This is a genomic window from Desulfovectis peckii, assembly GCF_055391705.1.
In genome coordinates this window covers 1,729,114-1,747,071 of sequence record NZ_AP042409.1, presented here as the reverse complement: position 1 = coordinate 1,747,071, position 17,958 = coordinate 1,729,114, and the positions used below count along the sequence as shown (strand labels likewise).

Here is a 17,958-nt window from a genome sequence, read left to right as displayed (position 1 = left end):
CTCCCGTTATATTAACTTTCCCCTTGTTTCTTTTTAGTCCACCGATTAATATCTCTTTGATAATACTTCTGCATTGTGCGTTTAAAAGCATCTTCTAAATCAATGTTTAGTGAATTGGCCATGCAGGCAATGATGAACAGGATATCGCCCAGCTCTAAGGCCAAATCACCTTCCGGTTCGTTGGGCTTTTTTGGTTTTTGCCCATAGCAATGATTTATTTCTCGGGCTAATTCGCCTACTTCCTCAGTCATGCGAGCCAGCATCGATAAGGGGTGCCAGTAGCCCTCCTCAAACTGGCTAATCCACTTATCTACATCACGCTGAATATCTTTTAATTCCACTGATAATCCTCCCAGATTGATAATAGTTTGATGAAAGCCGCTAATGTGACAAGGTTATAATAAAATATTACCACATTTTTCCCCGGGGCTGCATATTAAAGTATTTGCCGCTTTTGCCGCATCTTCTGTGTTGTTGGGCAAAACCTTTATTAATTATTGCCTTGAAATTATGTCATAAACTGCAAAGCAGATTAGTAAATTTAACTAAATGAAATAACGGGGGTGTGGTATGGTTAGTTTTCCGCAATTAAACTTAAATAGATTTAGGTTTAGCAAAAAAACTTATCTGCTGCTGGCCTTAATTATTTTGGTATTGTTATTGGTTTTGCTCAGTGTTGATTTCGGTCATGAAAATGTTGACCCGGATCAACTGTTGAACAGCAGTTTGCAAAATACATTGGCTGCGCAGAGTTATCGCTATAATATTGAATGCATATTAGGTGAAAATAAAGAACCGGTGAGCAAGATTGAAGGTGCGAGAGTAGGGGACAGTAAAATTCATATTAAAGGATTGTTAATTAATTCTCCGGTTGAATTTGTGCAGTATGAAGACAACACTTATATGAAAGATCCTTTTACCGGTAAATGGTTGACATTACAAGGCAACCAACTGGCTAAGGCGGAATCTTTTATTATGGAATTTAACCCGTTGGCAAACTTTAATTTTAAAGATGTGCCGGTGTTAGAATATGTCGGCAAGGAAAAAGTGGACGGCAAAGAGATGTATGTGTTGGAGTTACAGCCGAACATAGAGATACCGTTTTTAGAAAACCAATTTAACAGTTTTAATTATAAATTGTGGATTAATCCCGATGATCAGCGCATTCATCAAGCACGTATTAATGCCGGTCACACTGCCAATGCTCGAGCAGTGATGCAAATCAATATTAAGCTTTATGATTTTAATGAAAAAATTGATATAAAACCTCCTCTGTAAAAGGCGCGGCGCGCACCTTTTTTTCTTTGACATTATTCTTCATAATTTGGTATAATAAACCGTATTTAATATCAAAATATTACTCAGGAGGGTTTGCCATGCACCCCGATGTAGAACAGATTATGCTGTCTGAGGAGGAAATTAATAACCGGGTGCGAGAGCTGGGGGAGCAAATTTCCCGCGATTATCAAGGAAAGAGTATCCTTGTGGTTGGGATTCTCAAAGGGGCAATGATTTTTTTAGCTGACTTGGTACGCAACATTTCTGTTCCGACATATTTTGACTTTATGGCTGTTTCCAGTTATGGCTCGTCAACTGTTTCTTCCGGTGCGGTAAGAATTTTAAAAGATCTGGATAAAAGCATTGAGGGTAAACATGTAATTATAGTTGAAGATATTGTTGATACCGGGTTGACTCTTAACTATCTGGTAGATATTTTGCGTGCCCGTGATCCGCAAAGTTTAAAAATTTGTACCCTGTTAGATAAACCCGAACGCCGTACCGTAGATGTAAAAATTGATTATCTCGGTTTCCGTATCCCGGATAAATTTGTGGTTGGTTACGGGCTGGATTACAACGAGCGTTACCGTAACCTGCCTTATATAGCGGTTTTAAAACCGGAAATTTACCGGAGCTAGGTTTAAAAATTTAGTTGACCAGTGCCAAGCTGGTCAACTTTGTGTTTTGTAAGCCAGTATCTGTAACGGGGGGATTAATTTATGTCTACAGAAGGTAAAGAAATGGTAGTAGTACTGGATTTCGGCGGGCAGTATACTCAATTGGTTGCCCGGCGTATCAGGGAATGTCAGGTGTTTAGTGAAATCCTGCCTTATAATACCGCGGTAGAAAAATTGAAGGAAAAAGCACCGCAAGGGATTATTTTCGCCGGTGGACCGGCGAGTGTATATGAAGAAAACGCCCCGGTTGTTGACCCGGCGATATATGAAGTCGGCGTGCCGATTTTAGGCATTGGCTACGGAATGCAGCTGATGGCTCATCAATTGGGCGGCAAGGTTGTCAAAAGCGAACAACGTGAATACGGAAAAACAATGTTAGAAATATCGGAACACAGCGGTTTGCTGGCGGGCTTAGAAACTCAAGAACAGTGCCGGATAAGTGGCGATGACACGGTGGAAGAAGCGCCGCCGGGCTTTATTGTCAACGCCCACGGTCAAAATACACCGGTTGCGGCAATGGCTGACCCGGAGCGCAAACTGTATGCTGTGCAGTTTTACCCGGAAGAAGCACATACCCCTAATGGCATGCAAATACTGAAAAATTTCTTATACAATATTTGCGGCTGCCAGGGGCGTTGGACGATAAAAACCCTTTTAAAAGAAAGCATTGCTGAAATCAAAGCTAAGGTAGGAAATAAAAAAGTACTCTGCGCATTAAGCGGTGGGGTAGATTCTTCTGTCTCCGCTGTCTTGGTGCACAAGGCGGTAGGGGACAACCTTACTTGTGTATTTGTGGATCACGGCTTGCTGCGTAAAGGGGAAGCGGAGCAAGTGTTAAAAACTTTCCGGGAAAAATTCCAAATGAAGCTGATTCACGTAGATGCTCGTGAAAGGTTTTTGTCTAAGCTGGCCGGTGTTACCGATCCGGAAAGAAAGCGCAAAATTATCGGTGAGGAGTTCATTCGTGTTTTTGAGGCTGAGGCCGCTAAACTTGGGCAAATTGACTTTTTGGTGCAAGGCACCGTTTATCCTGACGTAGTAGAGAGCGGTACTGCCGGGAGCGCTCTGGTTAAATCTCACCATAATGTAGGCGGGCTGCCGGAAAACATGCAGTTTGAACTGATAGAACCATTGCGCCTGTTATTTAAAGATGAGGTACGCCTTTTAGGTACCGAGCTGGGTCTGCCGGAAGAAGTTGTGTGGCGGCAGCCGTTCCCCGGGCCGGGATTGGCAGTGCGGGTTTTAGGTGAAGTAACTGAAGAAAAACTGGCGGTACTAAGGGAAGCAGATGCGATTGTGACTGAGGAAATCAGAAAAGCCGGTTTAGATAAGGAAATCTGGCAGTATTTTGCTATCCTTCCTAATTTTAAAAGTGTCGGTGTTAAGAGAGATAAAAGAACTTACTCCTGGACGATTGCCGTCAGGGCAATTCACAGCAGTGATGCCATGACGGCAGACTGGGTGCGCCTGCCTTATGAGGTGCTGGAAAAAATATCCTCGCGTATTTGCAGTGAATTAACGCAGGTGAACCGAGTGGTTTATGACATCACCCCTAAACCGCCGGCCACTATTGAATGGGAGTAATAAAAAAGCCTGGAAAACCAAAAAATTATTGGTTTTTCCAGGCTATAATTTTTGTTTGTGGCAGTAACAAAAAGTTTTCATTTAATAACAGTTAGCCGGCTTTGAAGAAAAGCAGGTAGGAGGCTGTTTGTTAATTTTAAATTATCTTTGCTAGGTATAGGTTTTCAAAGGAAATTCGAAAAAAATGTCGAAATATTTAAAGGTAGCTTTTATAATTGGTTAGGGTGATAAAATGATAGGCCTAAAAATAGCATTAATCGCACCTTTTGATGATTTGGCCCGGCAAGGGGCGGAAGTATGCCGGGAACTGGGCAAAAATATAATAATAGCCACCGGCGATTTAAGTGAAGGCGTAGAACTGGCTAAAGCTTTCAAGGAACAAGGGGTTGAGGTAATTATTAGTCGCGGTGGCACGGCAACTGCGATTAAGGCTTCGGTTGACATCCCGGTGATCGAGATAGTGATCAGCGGTTTTGATATTATTCGGGCCATAGCGAAGGCCAAGGAAAAAGGCAAAAAAATTGCAGTGGTTGGATATAAAAATGTTATTTATGGTACCAAGAGTTTAGAAGAGATTTTAGACGTAGAAATTCATGAACTGGCTGTTGAGAATTTTCAGAATGCAGAAGAAGCGGTAATTAAAGCGCTTGAATTGGGCGCTGATGTTGTTGTTGGTGACTGGGTTTCCACAAAGACAGCGCGCTCCCATGGATTGGAAACAGTATTGATTACTTCAGGTAAAGAAGCAATCGGTCAGGCTATTATAGAGGCTAATAAAATAGGGATGGTGCGCAGGCAGGAACGGGTTAGGGTAGAGCAATTGCGGGCAATTCTTGAGTTTTCTTACGAGGGGATTGTTGCTGTAGACCAGCAGGGTTGCATTACACTGATGAATCCTGAAGCAGAAAAAATGACTAAACTGAGCAAAGATACTGTTATCGGAAAGCGGGCAAAAGATGTTTTGCCGGAAATACCTTTTCAAGAAGCAATGGAATTTGGCCGGGTGCGCTTTGGTGAGCTGCGCGAAGTAAGGGGTAACATGTTAGTGCATAACGTAGTTCCGATAGTAATTAACGGACAAACTTTAGGTGCAGTAGCAACAATTCAAGATGTAAAGCATATTCAATTTGTGGAAGAAAAAGTGAGAAAGGAACAATATTTAAAGGGGCATGTAGCAAGCTACACTTTTTCGGATATAGTTACCGCCAACGCGGAAATGAAAAAAACCATCGAACGTGCACAAAAGTATGCGTCGGTCGATTCTACTATCTTGATCAGCGGTGAAACCGGTACCGGCAAGGAGATGTTTGCTCAAAGCATTCATAACTATAGTATGCGCAAAGACGGCCCTTTTGTTGCCGTAAACTGCGCGGCAATAACGGAAAACCTGTTGGAGAGCGAGCTTTTTGGCTATGAGGAAGGTGCTTTTACCGGGGCCAAAAAAGGCGGTAAAAAAGGCTTGTTTGAACTCGCGCACGGAGGCACCATTTTCCTGGATGAAATTGGTGAGCTTTCTTTAAGTATTCAAGCCCGGCTTTTAAGGGTGTTACAAGAAAAGGAAATAATGCGTGTGGGGGGAGATAAAGTCATACCGGTTAATGTGCGCGTGATTGCCGCCACACATCGGGATCTGCCAAAATTGATTGCGGAAGGAAAGTTTAGAAGGGATTTATTTCATCGTTTAAGTATTTTGCTGTTAAAAATTCCGCCCCTTCGAGAACGCAAAGAAGATATTACGCTATTGATCAGGGTGCTTTGCCGTGATTTGTCGAAGAAATTGCAAATAGAAGCCCCCGGTTTTGAGCAAAAAGCCATTGAGATATTGCAGAGCCACAACTGGCCGGGTAATGTTCGGGAATTAAAAAACCTTTTGGAAAGGTTAATTGTGTTAAAAGGTGGAGGTACGGTAACGGCAGAAGATGTAACAGATTTGTTAGATATCTACAATAATGAAATCGAACTGAATAAGGTTGAAAATGGTATTAATTGGAAGGGTACTTTAGCTGAATTAGAGGAACAAATAATATTAGCCACCTTAAAAACAGCAAACAGTAGAGCGGAAGCGGCAAAAAAATTGGGAATTAGCACTACCACGCTGTGGAGAAAAATTAAAAAGTTTCAAAATGAAATGCCGGATTGCATTTTGTAAAAGGTAGCTTAGTTGGTATGCCCTTTGCCTTTGGTGGAGTTCTTGTCGCAAAGGGCATTTCTTTTTGAAATTTTTCTTTAAAGTCTGATAAACCTAAAATTGAGCTAATTCCGGCAGTTCTGCATTTTCAGACTATTGGCATGATACTTGCTATACATAAATACCAACAAGCCGGAACAAGGTGATGAAAATGGAAAAGCTATGTGTTATCGCAGATGATTTAACTGGTGCTACAGATACCGGAGTGCAATTTAGCAAATATGGTTTATCGACACTGGTGATTTTTAACCACAACATGATTATGGAAATGAGAAACGATTCAGAAGTAATTGTGGTAAATGCTGAAACCAGAAAGTTGGATGCTGAAAATGCATACCGGCAAGTAAGAGAAATTACCAAACTCTTACAATCATTAGGTGTGAAAAAAATATATAAAAAGGTGGATTCGACCTTAAGGGGGAACCCGGCCAAAGAGCTGGAAGCGATTTTGGACGAAATGGGCCGAGACATGGCTTTTTTAGTGCCTTCATATCCTGCAAACGGCAGAATAGTGGAAGGCGGTTACTTGTATCTGAGCAAAAGTTCCCCGGAAGGGATAACTAAACTTTTCCCGGTGGGTTATATCCCTGAAATGATTGAGAGGGAACTAACCAAGTCCGTGGCGATGATTGGCTTGGAAGATGTGCGCAAGGGTGCCGCTCGCATTAAGCAAAAAATCAATGAATTAAAGAGTGCCGGCCGGCAGGTGCTGGTTATCGATGCTGTAACTGAAGAAGATTTAAACAATATAGCCTTAGCTATAAAAGATATGGCGGAAACATCCGTTGTAGCCGGCTCGGCAGGTTTGGCTGCCCACTTGCCGCAAAGTTTTGATTTAACTGTTCAAAGTTATAGGGCCAATGCAAATGAGGGTTCGGTTTTATTTATGGCCGGTACCTGCAATCCGGTGACAGCTGAGCAAATAAATCAGCTGCATCGAGAGGAAAACGTTTATTTAATAACCATTTCTTCGGAAGAAATCATCGCGGGTAATGCTGCGGAAGAAATTGAAAGAGTAGTTGCCGAGGCCGCCGACCGTTTGCGTGCAGGAGCAGTGACAATTGTGGCCATTGATACGCTGTTGCAGAGTAGGGAGGAAACCTACCACAATTTAAACCTTGCCCTGAGTGATTCTCAGCGGATTGCGGAAAGCTTCGGCAAAATTGCCGATAAATTAGCTGCTCAAAGGTTGTTGCGCGGTCTGGTGCTTACCGGCGGTGACACTGCATTACATGTGGTTGATCGCCTGGGGGCCGTGGGAATGATTCTGGAAGATGAAGTTTTGCCGGGAATACCTTGCGGCAGCTTAATTGGCGGCAAGTGCCCGGGATTAAAAATAATTACCAAAGCGGGCGGCTTTGGTAACCAAGATTCTTTTGTTGACATCTATAAATTTATTACTAAAGCAAAGGGGAAATCGCAATGAAGCCTATACTGGGAATAACAATGGGTGATCCTGCAGGTATTGGAGCAGAAATAGCTGTCAAGGCACTGGCCAAGAAGGAAATCTATGATAGATGTTTGCCCGTTGTAATTGGCGATTTGGAACCAATGAAAGAGGCCAGTGAGTTTACCAAGTTAAATTTAAAAATCAATCCGATAAGTGATATTGAGCAAGCTAAAGGAGAATACGGAACCATTGATTGTTTAAACCTTAATTTGCTTGCCCCGCGCAGCTGGGAATACGGTGTAGAAAGTGCATTGACCGGTGATGCCGCTTTTAAATATGTAAAAACCGGTATTGAGCTAGCTTTGGAAAATAAAATTCATGCTGTTGTAACCGGGCCGATTAATAAAAAAGCCATTAATATGGCCGGTTACCATTACGCAGGGCATACCGAAATATTTGCCGAGTTAACCAAAACCGGTGATTTTGCCATGATGCTGGCCAGTAAGGACCTGCGGGTAGTGCATGTTACTACTCATGTGTCCATGAGAGAAGCATGTGACTTAGTAACTAAAGAAAGAGTTTATACGGTCATTAAGTTAGCTAACGATGCAATGAAACAAATCGGCATTGACGAACCGCGTATCGCAGTGGCCGGTTTAAATGCTCACTGCGGCGAAGACGGTTTGTTTGGCGATGAAGAAATTAAAGCCATTAACCCGGCAATTGCCCAAGCTAAGTCTGAAGGAATTAACGTTGATGGCCCAATTCCGCCGGATACCGTTTTTGTTAAGGCCTTGGCCGGTCAATATGACATAGTGGTAGTAATGTATCACGATCAAGGCCACATTCCTGTAAAATTAACCGGCTTTAAAATGGATCCGGAAACTAAAAAATACACTTCGGTGAGTGGAATTAACGTCAGTCTTGGCATGCCGATTATCCGCACTTCAGTGGACCATGGCACGGCTTTCGGTAAAGCCGGTAAAGGTTACGCAAATGAAGAGAGCTTAGTTGATGCCATTGATATGGCAATTAAAATGGCTAAGTCCCGCATTCAAGCCAAGTGAAAATTATTAAAGGAGGAACTGTCAATGTCAGAAGTAATGAAAGGTTTGGTTAAAGAGTTGCCGCAACCCGGTGCAGTATTACGTGAAGATCTGCCTATACCGGAAATTAAAGAAGATGAGCTTTTGGTCAGAGTTAAGGCAGCAGCAATTTGCGGAACAGATATGCACATTTATCCTTGGACCCAATGGGCTCAGGAAAGATTAAAACTGCCGATGGTTTTCGGACATGAATTTGCCGGTGAAGTTGTTGCAGTTGGTTCAGCGGTGCGCCGGTTTAAACCGGGTGACCGGGTAGCCGGTGAAACCCACATACCTTGTAAAAACTGTTATCAGTGTCAAACCGGTAATGAACACATTTGCGAAAGTATGAAAATTATCGGTGTGCATACACCGGGCTGTTTCTCAGACTACATTGCTTTACCGGAAGCATGTGCTTGGCGATTAGACGATGATATTGATTACCAAACCGGTGCGCTGTTGGAACCGATGGGTGTGGCAGTGCATGGAGTGCTTTCCGGTGAAATCGGCGGCAGAAGTATTGCCATTTACGGTTGTGGGCCAATTGGTGTAATGGGTGTCGGTGTTGCCGCTGCCTGCGGGGCATCTAAAATATTTGCCTTCGATCTGGGAGAAAGAAAGCTGGCGCTGGCAAAGCAGATGGGTGCCGATGTCACTCTGCAGGTCGGGAAAGACGATATTGTTAACACGGTATTGGAAGCTACTAACGGCCAAGGGGTAGATGTAGTGGTAGATTTTTCCGGTGCTCCTTCCGCCATTCAAGAAGGGTTTAAAATTCTCCGCAAAGGCGGCCGCTTTTCAATGGTAGGCTTGCCTAACGGCCCGGTGTCTTTAAATCTTACTGATGACATTATTTATAAAGAAGCGATCGTTGTAGGTGTCACCGGCAGGCTGATGTATAAGACTTGGTGGCAGTGTACCAGCTTGATCAAGTCAGGCAAGATAGACCTTAAACCGGTTGTCGGCGGAGTATACCCACTTCATGAATATGAAAAAGCATTTGAGGCGTTAAGGAACGGTGTGCCTGGAAAAATGCTATTAATTCCTTAAATTGGGGGTAAAATAATGCGTGCTGCAGTAGTTACTGAACCTTATAAAGTAGAAATTCAAGAAATAGAACGGCCCAGCGTTGGCCCAAAGGATGTTTTAATTAAAGTAAAATGTGCCGGTATTTGCGGTTCGGATTTGCATCTTTTTATGGGAAGCCATGCTTTTAGAAAACCGCCCGCCATTCTCGGTCATGAATTGGCCGGTGAGGTTGTTGAAGTCGGTTCAGAAGTAACCAAGTTTGTTGTCGGCGACCGGGTAACGGTATTGCCGCAAATAGGTTGTGGTGAATGTGAATTTTGCCAAAGAGGGCTTGTTAACATTTGCCTAAACAAAACCGTTCCGGGGACGCCAAAGTGGAATGGTACATTTGTAGAATACTTTGTCGCACCCGAGAACGTCACTTATAAACTAGCAGAGGGGGTGAGCTATGAAGCAGGAGCAATGGCTGAACCTTTGGCAGTAGCAGTCCACGTTGTGAGCCGGTTAGGCTCACTGGAGAACAAAGAATCCGTAGCCATATTAGGTTCAGGTACCATTGGTTTACTTTGTTTAATTGCGGCCAAACATTACGGCTTTAAAAAGATTATTTGCACTGACGTACTGCCGTATAACCTGGAAATGGCCAAAAAGCTTGGCGCCGACCTGACTGTCAACTCCCAGGAAGAAGATGTGGTAGAAAAAGTGCGTGCCTTTACCAATGGCCGGGGTGTAGACGCTACCTTTGTTGCTGCCGGGGCACCGGTAATCATTGACCAAGCTTCAGCTATTACCTGTCGCCATGGAGACGTAGTACTGGTTGCCATGATTACCAAGCAGATTCCGGTAAACACCTACAGCTTTGTATTTAACGAACAAAGGTTATTGGGGGCACAAACCTATCAAACTGAAGACTTTGAGACAGCCATAAAAATGATCAATGAAGGGCTGGATCTCAACCAATTAATCACTAAAATATTACCGATGGAAGAAACACAAAAAGGTTTAGAAATTCTCCATCAAAGAACAGAAAATGTTGTAAAAATTTTAGTTAAACCCTAGGGTAAAAAAAATGGGGAGGGTCTCCTGTGAAAATTAAGCGTTCACTGATTATTTTAATGATTTTGGCTGCATCTGTGCTGGTATTGGCCGGATGTGGCGGCGGTGACAGTAGCGATGAAGCTGCCGATGGAGATAAAGGTGAAAAAATCGTCTTAAAGCTAGGTCATATCCAAACCGAAGGTGATATTTGGCATCAGGCTTCCTTGAAATTTGCTGAAGAAGTAGCTAGAAACACTAATGGCCAAGTTGAGGTTAAAATTTATCCCAACTCCACACTTGGTGGCGACAGGGATATGGCAGAAGGCCTGCAAATGGGTTCTGTTGACTTTGCGTTAATTGCCGGTGTATTAGGAAACTTTGAACCTTCACTGCAAATTCTTGAACTGCCGTATTTGTTTACTAACGAAGAGGAATACAACAAAGTAGTTCACGGGGAAATCGGTCAAGAGCTTTTAGACAGACTGCTTGAAAGCTCAAACATCAGAGGACTGGGCTACTGGGATCGTGGACCTCGTCAATTGACTTCTAACAAGCCAATTAACTCAATTGATGATGTTCAAGGTTTAAAAATGAGAGTACCTGAAATCCCGGCTATGGTTGAAGGCTGGAAAGCTATCGGTGCTAACCCGACACCAATGGCCTGGAGTGAAGTGTACACTGGCCTAGAACAAGGTGTTATTGACGGACAGGAAAACCCGATTCCGTTCATTCACGGCGGTCGGATTCATGAAGTACAAAAGTACATTGCTATGACCGACCACAAGTATGAGTACGTAGTGCTGGCAATGAGCAACCTAACTTGGGAAAAGTTAAGTCCTGAGCATCAAAAGGCTATTCAAGATGCAGCAGCAGTAGCAACAGAATATCAAAACGAGTTGGTTAAAGAACAAACCGAAAGCTTGCTGCAAGAAATGGTTGATAGCGGCATGACAGTAACATATCCGGATAAGGCTCCGTTTATTGAGCGTGCCCGTAGTGTACACCAAAAGTTTGCAGATCAAATTGCTCCGGATATCTATGAAAAAATTGTAGAAACACTTAAAGCTTAAGTAAGATGGGTGTGCCGGTATTCCTCTCTTCTTACTGGAGAGGAATACCCGCTCCGTCATTCGGGGGGTTAGGTTGGTGCAAAAATTTGAAAACATATTATTTAAATTTATTTACTATTTATGTGCCTTTTTAATGTTTTTAATGGTAACAATTATTTTTTCCCAAGTTGTGGCTAGATATATCTTTCATCATTCTTTATACTGGTCCGAAGAAATTGGCCGCTACTTGTTTATCTGGATTACCTTTATAGGTGCGGCCTTGGCTTTAAGGGAAAAAGCTCATGTAGCTATCGACAGTTTTGTGAAAATGATGCCTGTTTTTCTACAAAAAGTGGTGAGAATAATTGCATTTTTGGCAATGCTTGCCTTTAGCTTAGTGATGACTTACACCGGTTGGAATATGCTGCAATACGGTGCCCACCAGGTGAGCGCAGCTACCCAAATGCCAATGTATTATGTTTATCTTGTGCTCCCGGTTAGTGGTCTGCTGATTGCTTTCTATATATTGAAGAATTTTTACGAAGAGTTTAAGAGCGGAGGCGCTAAATAATGGCCGGAATATTATTTGCAAGTTTTATAATTTTCATTATATTTGGTGTGCCGATTGCCTTTGTGCTTGGAATCGCGTCCTTGCTGGCAATGGTATTTGTAGGTGATTATCCGTTACAAATTCTCATTCAAAGGCTTTTTGCCGCGGCAGATTCTTTTCCCTTGATGGCCATTCCCTTTTTTATGCTGGCTGGGGCATTAATGAACGCCGGTGGTATTACCAGTAGAATTATTGATTTTGCTTTAGCATTGGTTGGTTCAATTCGCGGTAGCTTGGCTCAGGTGGTCTCGGTTACGGGGGTAATTCTGGGCGGTATTTCCGGTTCAGGGGTTGCCGATACCGCGGCAATTGGTTCAATTATGGTGCCGGAAATGGCCAAGCGCGGTTACGATAAATCTTTTTCTGCGGCATTAGTTGCCAGTGCCGGTAGTATTGGTTTAATTATACCCCCCAGTATTGCCTTGATTATTTTTGGGGTGACAACGCAAGCATCGATTGGCGACTTATTTTTAGCCGGATTTGTACCCGGTCTGTTAATTGCTTTTGGGTTAATGATTGTGTCTTATGTGGTGGCCAGAAAAAACAACTACCCAACAGAAGGTAGTGTTTCTTGGGCAGAAAAAGGTCGTCGTTTTAAAAATGCCATTTGGGCTTTAATCATGCCGATCATTATTATCGTTGGTATTCGTGGTGGGATTTTTACCCCAACAGAAGGTGGAGCGGTAGCTGCTGTTTATGCTTTTATAGTAGGTAAATTTATTTATAAACAACTTAAATGGAGCGATCTTCCGGATGTCTTTGCCAAGTCGGCAATTAATACTGCGGTCATATCCTTTATTATTGCCACGACTTCTTTATTTGGTTGGCTTTTAACCAGTGAACAAATTCCGCAACGGATTTCTGAAGCTTTGTTATCCGTTTCTGATGACAGAATAGTAATACTGTTAATAATTAACTTAATTTTATTGGTTTCCGGTATGTTTCTGGATAGCGGTCCGGCGATTATCCTTTTGGCTCCCATCTTAGCACCGGTTGCTGCTTCTTTGGATGTAAGTATGGTGCAGTTTGGTTTGATTATGGTTGTTAACTTAACTATTGGTTTGTTAACTCCGCCGGTGGGTACTGCCTTATTCGTAGCCAGTAACGTCTCCGGGGAACCAATGGGTAAATTGTCCAAAGCGATGATCAAGTTCTGGTGTGTAATGCTGACTGTACTGCTCTTAATTACCTATGTACCCGCTTTAACAGAATGGGCCATTAGCGGTAAATAAAGTTGCATTATAAATATCGCAATATTTTCAAAATAACTGTTTTTTATAATTTCATTTGACATGTTTGGCGATACTTGTTAATATGGTAGTGTAATTGAATATTAGGCTCTCGTATATCCTTGAGAATATGGCTCAAGAGTTTCTACCGGGCAACCGTAAATTGCCTGGCTACGTGAGAAAGTGTACCTAGGGTTCCACATCGGTGTAGATCGATTTAGTTCGATTAGATCGATGGTTCGGTCCAAGCGGTACAAACCGATTATTATTGATCGGTTACACCTTAGGGATAAAAGCCCAGGCGGTAGGTTTCACACGCAATCAGTGAAATCTGCGCCTGGGTTTATTTGCTTTTACCATTATTTTTAGGGTGGTGATTTAGAAAAGATAATACAATTCGTTTTGCCGGTAAAGCATAATAAATGTAAGTAGCATAAGGAGGAAAACAAATAGATGTTCGAAAAATACTTTCAGTTGAAGCAGTACAACACAGACGTTAAGACAGAAGTAATTGCCGGTCTGACTACTTTTGTGACCATGGCCTATATTCTTTTCTTGAATCCCACCATATTAAGCAGTACCGGTATGGACAGGGACGCCGTGTTTTTTGCCACGGCAGTGTCGGCCGGTATTGTCACCATTTTAATGGGGCTTTTTGTTAACTTTCCCGTTGCCCTTGCCCCCGGTATGGGTTTAAACGCTTACTTTGCCGCAGTGGCGGCGGAAGGCTTAGGAATGCCTTGGCAGGCGGCATTGGGTGCGGTATTTATTTCCGGTATTATTTTTATTATTTTAACCGTAACTCAAGTTCGCCAGCTGATGGTAGTTGCGGTTCCTGATTCGATGAAACGTGCGATTACAGTGGGTATCGGTCTCTTTATTACCGTTGTCGGTGTTAAGATGGCTGAAATTATGGTTGTTCAAGCAGCACCGACATCATCTACGGTGGAATCCCTTGCCGCCGGCCCTGTTAATTTAATGTCTTTTGAGTGGAATATTGTGCTGGGCAGTTTTAGCAACCCCAATACACTGCTGGCGTTAATTGGTTTGGCCATTACCGGTATTTTGATGGCTCGGCGCATTAAGGGTTCGTTGTTAATCGGTATCTTGGCTACCACCGTTATCGGTATTCCGCTGGGCGTTACCGTTATTCCCGAAGAATTTACTTTGTTTGCTCTGCCTAATTTAGATAATCTGGCAGTGGGCGCGCTGGATATTAAAGCCGCTTTGGATATCGGTATTTGGACGGTAGTATTTACCTTTACCTTTGTCGAACTGTTTGATACTTTTGGCACGCTGCTCGGTACTGCTGATAAAGCAGGTTTATTAAATAAAGACGGTAACAACCCGAAGATCGGTAAAGCAATGCTGGTAGACGCTTTTGGGGTCTCTTTTGGTGCACTGATGGGTACAAGTGCTGTTACTGCTTATGTTGAGAGTTCGTCCGGTATCAGTGAAGGCGGACGTACCGGATTAACGGCGGTAACCACCGGTGTACTGTTTTTACTTGCCCTAGTACTGGCGCCCCTTGCAGGATTAATACCCAGTGCCGCAACAGCCCCGGCTTTAATCATTGTCGGTGTGTTAATGGTGTCTGCTATTAGAAGCATTGACTTTGACGATTTTACCGAAGGTTTTCCCGCATTTTTAACTTTTACATTGATGCCCTTTACCTATAATATTGCCAACGGTATTGCTGCCGGTATTGTTTCTTATGTGTTATTAAAGACAGTTGCCGGCCGTGCTAAGGAAGTACATTGGCTGATGTGGATTTTGGCGGCATTGGTAGTAGTACGCTATGCGTTTTTAAGTTAACAGCAGAAATTTATTGGACTAAATGAATACAAAAACATCTGGCACCTTTTGTAAACAGCTAACTTAAGCTCTAATTACAAAAGGTGTTCCAGTTTATACTACTTAATAAAAATTTATAAGGAGGGTTTTCACCTTGACAAAACCACTAGTTGGCATTGTCATCGGCAGTGATTCGGATTTGCCGGTGATGCGCGGGGCAGCGGATATGTTGGACAAATTCGGCATTCCGTATGAGGTGATTATTTCTTCAGCTCACCGTTTGCCGGAGCAAACCGCTGAATATGCCCGCAGTGCCAGTGAGCGCGGGTTAAAAGTAATTATCGCCGCTGCCGGTTTAGCCGCTCATTTGCCCGGTGTAATTGCCGCTTTGACACCGTTGCCGGTAATTGGTGTACCGATTAAGTCCGGGGCGTTAAACGGCGTTGATGCCCTGTATGCGATGGTGCAGATGCCGTCCGGGGTACCGGTGGCCACGGTAGCGATTAACGGAGCGAAAAATGCCGCTATTCTGGCTGCCCAAATTATCGGGGCATCAGACGAAGGGGTGCGGAAAAAAATATTAGAGTATAAAAAAGAAATGGCCCAAGAAGTGAACAAAAAGGCAGCTAAGCTAAAGGAGCTTGGCATTGACGGCTACTTGGCCGATAAAGAGTAGGAGGCAGATCAATGATTGAACGATATACTTTGCCGGAAATGAAACGGATCTGGTCGGAAGAAAACAAATATCAAAAATGGTTGGATGTAGAAATTTATGCCTGTGAGGCTATGGCTGAATTGGGGAAAATCCCCAAAGAGGCAGTAGAGGCAATTAAACAAAAGGCTGGTTTTTCGGTAGAACGCATTTTAGAAATTGAAAAAGTTGTACGCCATGACGTAATTGCCTTTACCACCTGTGTGGCGGAGTATGTGGGTGAGGAAAGTAAATACATCCACATGGGTTTAACTTCCTCCGATGTGGTTGACACCGCCTTGAGCGTTAGAATGAAGGAAGCAGGCGAGCAAATATTAAGCCGCTTGGAAAAGTTTAGGGAAGCGCTCTTGGAAAAAGCAAAAGAACACCGCCATACCGTGATGATTGGCCGCACTCACGGCATTCATGCCGAACCGATGACATTTGGCTTAAAAATGCTGCTGTGGGTAGCGGAGACAGATCGCAACATTGAACGAATGAAAAGGGCGATAGAAACAATCAGTGTCGGTAAAATTTCCGGTGCGGTTGGTACCTATGCCAATATCGATCCCAGAGTAGAAGCATATGTCTGCGAGCGTTTGGGGTTGAAACCGGCAGCTATTTCCACTCAGGTACTGCAGCGGGATCGGCATGCCGAATTTATGACTACACTGGCGGTAATAGGCTGCACTTTAGAAAAAATTGCTGTAGAAATTCGCTCACTGCAGCGCACCGATATCAGGGAAGCGGAAGAGTTTTTTGCTAAAGGGCAAAAAGGCTCGTCAGCTATGCCCCATAAACGCAATCCCATTGTTACCGAAAGAATCAGCGGCATGTCCCGCATTTTACGGGGTAATGCTTTGGCAGCAATGGAGAATGTAGCCCTTTGGCACGAAAGAGATATCTCCCATTCTTCGGTGGAGCGGGTAATTATTCCGGACAGCACCACGTTGTTAGACTACATGCTGATGAAAATGACTGACATTATCAGTAACCTGTTGGTTTACCCCGAAAAAATGAAACATAACTTAGAGCGCACCAAAGGCTTGGTGTTTTCTCAGCGGGTGCTGCTGGCTTTAATTGATAAGGGAATTAGCAGAGAACAAGCCTATGAATACGTACAGCGCAATGCCATGGAATGCTGGCGGACGAAAAAAGAGTTTAAGGAACTGTTGGCTGCTGATGCTGATGTAATGGCACTGCTATCTAGGGAAGAACTGGATGATATTTTTGAATACAGCTATTACCTAAGACATATTGATGAAATTTATGCCCGCTTTGGGCTGTAAGGAGGGGTGTTTGAATGGAAAAACTTAACCAGTTATATGAGGGAAAGGCGAAAAAAGTATACCGCACAAATGAAGAAGACTATCTGTGGGTGGAATATAAAGATGATGCTACCGCTTTTAACGGTTTGAAAAAAGGCACCATTGTCGGTAAAGGGATCTTAAACAATTTAATCAGCGCGCACTTTTTTACCCTGCTGGCGGAAAAGGGTGTAGCCAATCACTTTGTTAAATTGATTAATGAACGGGAACAAATAGTTAAAGCACTGGAAATTCTGCCGGTGGAGGTTATTGTGCGCAACTTGGCTGCCGGCAGCATGGCTAAACGCCTGGGTCTAAAAGAAGGTACCGACTTGGGCGGGCCGGTGGTTGAGTATTGTTATAAAAGTGATGAGCTGGGCGATCCGCTGATAAATGACGATCATGTTCGGGCGTTAAAGCTGGCAACAAAGGAGCAATTGCAGATTATTCGGGAAACGGCTTTAAAGGTAAATCAAATTCTTTCGGAATATTTGCTGGGTAAAAACATTATTTTAGTGGATTATAAACTGGAGTTCGGTTTGCATCACGGTGAGGTGCTTTTGGGTGATGAAATTTCTCCCGATACCTGCCGGTTTTGGGATCGCGACACAAAGGAGAAACTAGATAAGGATCGTTTCCGCCGCGATCTGGGAAATGTTGAGGACGCGTATAAAGAGATTTATCGCCGGCTTACCGGAAAAGAAATTCAGCTGTAAAGTTACCGTAAAATTTAAAAATTAACAACGGAGGTGTACTTATTATGTATCAAGCAAAAATTTATGTTACCTTGCGCAAAAGTGTTCTGGATCCTCAAGGTTCGGCTGCTAAAAAGTCACTGCATGGCCTAGGTTTTGAAAATGTGCAAGATGTGCGTGTCGGCCGTTATATAGAGGTGGATATTAACGCCGCCGACAAAGACGCCGCTGCCTCACAAGTGCATGATATGTGTCAAAAACTGTTGGTTAACCCGGTAATTGAAGACTACACATTCACCCTGCAGGAGGTATAA

Annotated in this window: 17 protein-coding genes and 1 riboswitch; of the genes, 16 read left to right on the top strand and 1 reads right to left on the bottom strand. The window is 43.3% G+C overall.

Translation table 11 applies throughout. The annotated features are described in order from the left end of the window. Positions 1-11 precede the first annotated feature (11 nt). Positions 12-341, bottom strand: a complete 330-nt coding sequence (locus ACZ5NG_RS08600; protein ID WP_464251404.1) for a nucleotide pyrophosphohydrolase — start codon at positions 339-341, stop codon at positions 12-14. Positions 342-570: 229 nt separating this feature from the next. Between ACZ5NG_RS08600 and ACZ5NG_RS08595 the strand changes: the two genes are divergently transcribed. The 16 genes from ACZ5NG_RS08595 to purS all read left to right on the top strand — a co-directional run bounded on the left by ACZ5NG_RS08595 (position 571) and on the right by purS (position 17,958). Next, complete coding sequence (locus ACZ5NG_RS08595) at positions 571-1,278, top strand: hypothetical protein (protein ID WP_464251403.1); 708 nt, start codon at positions 571-573, stop codon at positions 1,276-1,278. 98 nt (positions 1,279-1,376) lie between these two features. Continuing rightward, a complete protein-coding gene (gene hpt, locus ACZ5NG_RS08590) occupies positions 1,377-1,916 on the top strand; it encodes a hypoxanthine phosphoribosyltransferase (protein ID WP_464251402.1) in 540 nt (179 codons plus the stop codon). An 81-nt stretch (positions 1,917-1,997) separates the two neighbouring features. Next, complete coding sequence (gene guaA / locus ACZ5NG_RS08585) at positions 1,998-3,539, top strand: glutamine-hydrolyzing GMP synthase (protein WP_464251401.1); 1,542 nt, start codon at positions 1,998-2,000, stop codon at positions 3,537-3,539. Between the two features lie 232 nt (positions 3,540-3,771). Then, positions 3,772-5,688: a sigma 54-interacting transcriptional regulator gene (locus ACZ5NG_RS08580; protein WP_464251400.1), complete on the top strand. Its 1,917-nt coding sequence runs from the start codon at positions 3,772-3,774 to the stop codon at positions 5,686-5,688. A gap of 190 nt (positions 5,689-5,878) precedes the next feature. Then, positions 5,879-7,153, top strand: a complete 1,275-nt coding sequence (locus ACZ5NG_RS08575; RefSeq protein WP_464251399.1) for a four-carbon acid sugar kinase family protein — start codon at positions 5,879-5,881, stop codon at positions 7,151-7,153. Then, positions 7,150-8,184: a 4-hydroxythreonine-4-phosphate dehydrogenase PdxA gene (gene pdxA, locus ACZ5NG_RS08570; protein ID WP_464251398.1), complete on the top strand. Its 1,035-nt coding sequence runs from the start codon at positions 7,150-7,152 to the stop codon at positions 8,182-8,184. The genes ACZ5NG_RS08575 and pdxA overlap by 4 nt, the downstream gene beginning before the upstream one ends. 24 nt (positions 8,185-8,208) lie before the next feature. After that, on the top strand, positions 8,209-9,252 hold the full coding sequence (gene tdh / locus ACZ5NG_RS08565; RefSeq protein ID WP_464251397.1) for an L-threonine 3-dehydrogenase: 1,044 nt from the start codon (positions 8,209-8,211) through the stop codon (positions 9,250-9,252). Between the two features lie 15 nt (positions 9,253-9,267). Continuing rightward, a complete protein-coding gene (locus ACZ5NG_RS08560; protein ID WP_464251396.1) occupies positions 9,268-10,290 on the top strand; it encodes a zinc-dependent alcohol dehydrogenase in 1,023 nt (340 codons plus the stop codon). Between the two features lie 26 nt (positions 10,291-10,316). After that, on the top strand, positions 10,317-11,339 hold the full coding sequence (locus ACZ5NG_RS08555) for a TRAP transporter substrate-binding protein (protein ID WP_464251395.1): 1,023 nt from the start codon (positions 10,317-10,319) through the stop codon (positions 11,337-11,339). Between the two features lie 76 nt (positions 11,340-11,415). Continuing rightward, entirely contained in the window at positions 11,416-11,889 is a 474-nt protein-coding gene (locus tag ACZ5NG_RS08550; protein ID WP_464251394.1) for a TRAP transporter small permease, read from the top strand. Continuing rightward, positions 11,889-13,160 (top strand): TRAP transporter large permease, encoded by a 1,272-nt coding sequence (locus tag ACZ5NG_RS08545; protein WP_464251393.1) that lies wholly within the window; start codon positions 11,889-11,891, stop codon positions 13,158-13,160. Before ACZ5NG_RS08550 ends, ACZ5NG_RS08545 begins: the two co-directional genes overlap by 1 nt. A gap of 89 nt (positions 13,161-13,249) precedes the next feature. Continuing rightward, positions 13,250-13,351, top strand: a riboswitch (purine riboswitch). A 259-nt stretch (positions 13,352-13,610) separates the two neighbouring features. Further along, positions 13,611-14,972, top strand: coding sequence for an NCS2 family permease (locus ACZ5NG_RS08540; RefSeq protein WP_464251392.1), 1,362 nt, complete (start codon positions 13,611-13,613; stop codon positions 14,970-14,972). 133 nt (positions 14,973-15,105) lie between these two features. Continuing rightward, positions 15,106-15,627, top strand: coding sequence for a 5-(carboxyamino)imidazole ribonucleotide mutase (gene purE, locus ACZ5NG_RS08535; RefSeq protein ID WP_464251391.1), 522 nt, complete (start codon positions 15,106-15,108; stop codon positions 15,625-15,627). An 11-nt stretch (positions 15,628-15,638) separates the two neighbouring features. After that, on the top strand, positions 15,639-16,931 hold the full coding sequence (gene purB / locus ACZ5NG_RS08530; RefSeq protein ID WP_464251390.1) for an adenylosuccinate lyase: 1,293 nt from the start codon (positions 15,639-15,641) through the stop codon (positions 16,929-16,931). Between the two features lie 14 nt (positions 16,932-16,945). Further along, positions 16,946-17,665, top strand: a complete 720-nt coding sequence (gene purC, locus ACZ5NG_RS08525) for a phosphoribosylaminoimidazolesuccinocarboxamide synthase (protein ID WP_464251389.1) — start codon at positions 16,946-16,948, stop codon at positions 17,663-17,665. A 44-nt stretch (positions 17,666-17,709) separates the two neighbouring features. Then, positions 17,710-17,958, top strand: a complete 249-nt coding sequence (gene purS / locus ACZ5NG_RS08520; RefSeq protein WP_464251388.1) for a phosphoribosylformylglycinamidine synthase subunit PurS — start codon at positions 17,710-17,712, stop codon at positions 17,956-17,958.

Excerpts from the sequence above, each read along its gene's own strand:
- ACZ5NG_RS08595 (WP_464251403.1), top strand. The coding sequence starts at position 571 with ATGGTTAGTTTTCCGCAATTAAACTTAAATAGATTTAGGTTTAGCAAA.
- hpt (WP_464251402.1), top strand. The coding sequence starts at position 1,377 with ATGCACCCCGATGTAGAACAGATTATGCTGTCTGAGGAGGAAATTAAT.
- guaA (WP_464251401.1), top strand. The coding sequence starts at position 1,998 with ATGTCTACAGAAGGTAAAGAAATGGTAGTAGTACTGGATTTCGGCGGG.
- ACZ5NG_RS08580 (WP_464251400.1), top strand. The coding sequence starts at position 3,772 with ATGATAGGCCTAAAAATAGCATTAATCGCACCTTTTGATGATTTGGCC.
- ACZ5NG_RS08575 (WP_464251399.1), top strand. The coding sequence starts at position 5,879 with ATGGAAAAGCTATGTGTTATCGCAGATGATTTAACTGGTGCTACAGAT.
- pdxA (WP_464251398.1), top strand. The coding sequence starts at position 7,150 with ATGAAGCCTATACTGGGAATAACAATGGGTGATCCTGCAGGTATTGGA.
- tdh (WP_464251397.1), top strand. The coding sequence starts at position 8,209 with ATGTCAGAAGTAATGAAAGGTTTGGTTAAAGAGTTGCCGCAACCCGGT.
- ACZ5NG_RS08560 (WP_464251396.1), top strand. The coding sequence starts at position 9,268 with ATGCGTGCTGCAGTAGTTACTGAACCTTATAAAGTAGAAATTCAAGAA.
- ACZ5NG_RS08545 (WP_464251393.1), top strand. The coding sequence starts at position 11,889 with ATGGCCGGAATATTATTTGCAAGTTTTATAATTTTCATTATATTTGGT.
- ACZ5NG_RS08540 (WP_464251392.1), top strand. The coding sequence starts at position 13,611 with ATGTTCGAAAAATACTTTCAGTTGAAGCAGTACAACACAGACGTTAAG.
- purB (WP_464251390.1), top strand. The coding sequence starts at position 15,639 with ATGATTGAACGATATACTTTGCCGGAAATGAAACGGATCTGGTCGGAA.
- purC (WP_464251389.1), top strand. The coding sequence starts at position 16,946 with ATGGAAAAACTTAACCAGTTATATGAGGGAAAGGCGAAAAAAGTATAC.
- purS (WP_464251388.1), top strand. The coding sequence starts at position 17,710 with ATGTATCAAGCAAAAATTTATGTTACCTTGCGCAAAAGTGTTCTGGAT.